This is a genomic window from Streptomyces sp. ActVer (genome assembly GCF_027270795.1).
In the GTDB taxonomy this organism is placed as follows: Bacteria; Actinomycetota; Actinomycetes; order Streptomycetales; family Streptomycetaceae; genus Streptomyces; species Streptomyces umbrinus_A.
This window is the reverse complement of sequence record NZ_JAPWHT010000711.1, coordinates 1-3,323: the sequence shown is the minus strand read 5'-3', so window position 1 is coordinate 3,323 and position 3,323 is coordinate 1. Positions and strand designations below refer to the sequence as shown.

Below are 3,323 nucleotides of genomic sequence, written 5' to 3'. Positions count from 1 at the left end.
ACCTGGCGCCGGCGCCGCAAGCGCTACGGGCCCGCCCGCGGGCGCGAACCCCGACGCGGCGGACACCAGCAGGCCGTCCGTCGCTCCGACCGACCCGGCGAAACAGAACGTGGCCAAGTCGGGCGGCACCACGCCCTCGGAAGTGCTCGGACTCATCCGGTGGGTGCTGCTCGCCGTGCTGATCGCCGGCGGTGTCGCCGCGCTGGCCGGTCCCGTGATGCTGCGGCTCTCCTCGCGGCGGGCCCCCGCCGGGGGTTAGCCGCGGGGCGGAGTCCGATTTCCCGGGATCCGGCGGTTCCGGGAAGTCGCTCTTCCCGTCACCGAATTCCCTAGGTGTCACCTTGGAAATGAGTTCTTAACTCAATGGGTGGCTGGATTTGGTGGCCGTTGTGAAGCGGTGTGCGGAATTGTTTGCCGCGGCCGGCCGACGGGCCGGCGGGAAACGGAATCCGGATCCTGCTTGATGCTCCATTCTTCTCGATGCTCCATTCCGCGCAATCCGTTTTGACGGAGGAGAACAGTAGTGAACGTCAAGTCCCGTGCACGCATCGGTGCCGTTGTCAGTGCGGCCGCCCTCGCCGTCGGTGCCATGGCCGCCCCGGCCGTCGCCGACCCGTCCAACGGCTTCCGGGTGCTCGCCGGCGCCGGTTCCGACACGACCCAGGATGTCCTGAACGGCCTCGGCGACTCGGTCGACGGCGGCAACACGGTCGCCTCGTACGACGCCACCGGCTCGGCCACCGTCAAGACCCGTGCCACCGGCTGTGTCATCAACCGCCCCAACGGCTCCTCGGCGGGCATCGACGCGCTGCGCAACGCCGTCGACACCAGCACGGGCTGCCTCGACTTCGCCCGTTCCTCGCGCGGTCCGGCCGACACCTCGACCACGGACCTGACCTGGATCCCCTTCGCGAAGGACGCGGTCACCGTCGCGGTCCGCGGGGACAGCGCGCTCAGCAACGGCCTGGACCTGACCACGGCCCAGCTGCACGACATCTACACCTGCTCGCTGACCTCGGTGAACGGCGTTGCCCTCACCCCGCTGCTGCCGCAGACCAACTCCGGCACCCGCACCTTCTTCCTCGGCCAGATCGGTGTGGCCGAGTCCGCCGTCGGCACCTGCGTCGGCTCGATGCAGGAGCACAACGGCGAGGCGCTGGACAGCGCCGGTGACATCGCCCCGTACTCCGTGGCCCAGTACATCGCGCAGACCGGCGGCATCGTGAACGACCGCCACGGCGCCACGGTCCTCGGCCGGGTCAACGGCTCGGCGCCGCAGAACGCGGACGGCACGCTCAACGTCGGCTTCACCTACAACCGTGACGTCTACAACGTCGTCCCGACCTCGAAGCTGTCGAACGCCACCATCGCGTCGACGTTCGCCGGCTCCGGCTCGAAGCTCTGCAACGACGCCGACACGATCCAGCTCTACGGCTTCGGCGTGATCACCAACTGCGGTGACACGACGGACCCCGACCTCAAGGGTGAGCGCTGATCACCGTCTTCACGACCTGACCGCACAACGGCCGGGCACCCCCAGGGTGCCCGGCTCAGCGGCGTATCCGGTCACCGGCCGACCCCCGGCTCGACCAGATCAAGCCCGACCCGACCCGACCCGATCCAGTCCGACCGACCCGACTCAATCCGACCAGACCCAGACCAGACCAACCCGGACCGAACCCTGTGGGGGGACCACCACATGAACCGCCAGACACTGCTCAGATCACCCGCGGCACTGCTGATGTGCTGCGCCCTGTTGCTGGGGGCCCTGTCGGGAGTGCTCGCGTTCGCGGGCCAGGCAGCGGCCGTCACCTCCTCCGGGAAGTTCACGCTCGCGCCGGCCACCGGCAGCATCAAGGCCCCGCTGAGCGCCACCTCCGCCAGCACGGACGCGGGGTGCCCCGAGACCAGCAACCCCACGGCCATGTTCCTCTGGCTGCTCAAGCCGGGGAGCACCACCGTCGCCAAGCAGCTCGCCAAGAGCACCTCGGCGGACACGATCTCCAAGACCGCGCCGTTCACGGTCCCGCTGACCCCGGGCACCGCGACCGTGGAGTCCCAGCTGCGCTCCTATGTGGCGGAGGGCTCCCTCGACGGCAAGTACACCCTGGCCCTGGCCTGCGGCGCCGGTCTGACCAACAATGTCCCGGCCTTCACCGCGATCGTCCAGGTCACCGGCGAGACCTGGACGCTGGTCCAGACGCAGACGACCACCGTGGCCCTGGACGGACCCCCGACCCCGGTCGGCGGCTCGCTCAAGCTGACGGCCACCATGACCCCGGCCGCCGCCGCGGGCAAGGTCGAGTTCGCCTACACCGGGACCACGAACGACACGTCCACGCCGGTCGGCACGGCCGACGTCGTGAACGGCAAGGCGGAGTTCACCACCACGGCCCCCGCGGCAGCCGGCAACCACTTCTACGCCGCGACCTTCACGCCGACCGACGCGGACGCCTTCAGCGCGGCCCAGTCGACCAAGGTCATCCAGATCACCGCGGCGAACCAGTCCCCCTCGCCCACCCCCTCGCCCACGGACCCGTCTCCCAGCCCCTCCACCCCCGCCGACCTCGAAGTGACCGACGACAGCGGCACGGTGCTGGAGGCCAACCCCAACCTCAAGGCCGGGCAGACCGTGAAGATCACGGCGCGGGGATACACCAAGGACGCCGCCGTGAAGGTCGCGCTCGCCGACAGCGAGGAGAAGTACGCCGACGCCAAGGCGGACGCCGACGGGACCGTCAAGGACTACGCGTTCACCCTGCCGAAGAAGATCGCGGACGGCGATCACACGCTGACCCTCGCCGAGGACAAGACCGAGGGCCACAGCGTCCCGTTCGCCTTCACGACCGGAGTGGTGGACGACCCGAGCGACGATCCCAGCACAAGTCCTTCGGAGACCGAGTCGGGCACGAGCGGCGGTGCCGACGGCGGCACCTCGGGTGACACGAGCGGTTCCGGTGGCGCGGGCGGCTCCGGAGGCGATACCGGCGGCTCGGGCGGTGGCGGCAGCATGGCCTCCACCGGCGCCCAGGTGGGTTCCATCGGCCTCGCCGGGCTGGCGCTGCTCTGCGCGGGTGCCGCCCTGGTCGTCCACGTCCGCCGCAAGGGACTGCTGACCTTCGGGGACACCGCGAACCACCTCTGACGGACCGCGCGGCCCGACCGGCCCTGCCGGCCACGGCCGACAGCCGACCACCGACCACCGGGTCCCGGGGCCCAGCCACCGGACCCGGTGGCGGCGGCCGTCAGTCCGGAGGCGGCCGTCGGTCCCGGTGGCGCCGATGGGTCCCTCGCCGTCCCCGGGCCGTTCGCCCCAACCCCGG

Annotated in this window: 2 protein-coding genes and 1 pseudogene; all 3 read left to right on the top strand. The window is 70.8% G+C overall.

Features of this window, described 5'->3' with window-relative positions; all coding sequences use genetic code 11:
- Positions 1–259: pseudogene (locus tag O3Q52_RS50925) on the top strand (hypothetical protein); the annotation flags it as partial.
- Between the two features lie 264 nt (positions 260–523).
- The gene (locus O3Q52_RS50920; protein ID WP_269655217.1) at positions 524–1,495 is read left to right on the top strand and encodes a hypothetical protein; all 972 of its coding nucleotides are present in this window, start codon (positions 524–526) and stop codon (positions 1,493–1,495) included.
- A gap of 204 nt (positions 1,496–1,699) precedes the next feature.
- A complete protein-coding gene (locus O3Q52_RS50915; protein ID WP_269655216.1) occupies positions 1,700–3,145 on the top strand; it encodes a hypothetical protein in 1,446 nt (481 codons plus the stop codon).
- Positions 3,146–3,323: the final 178 nt, after the last annotated feature.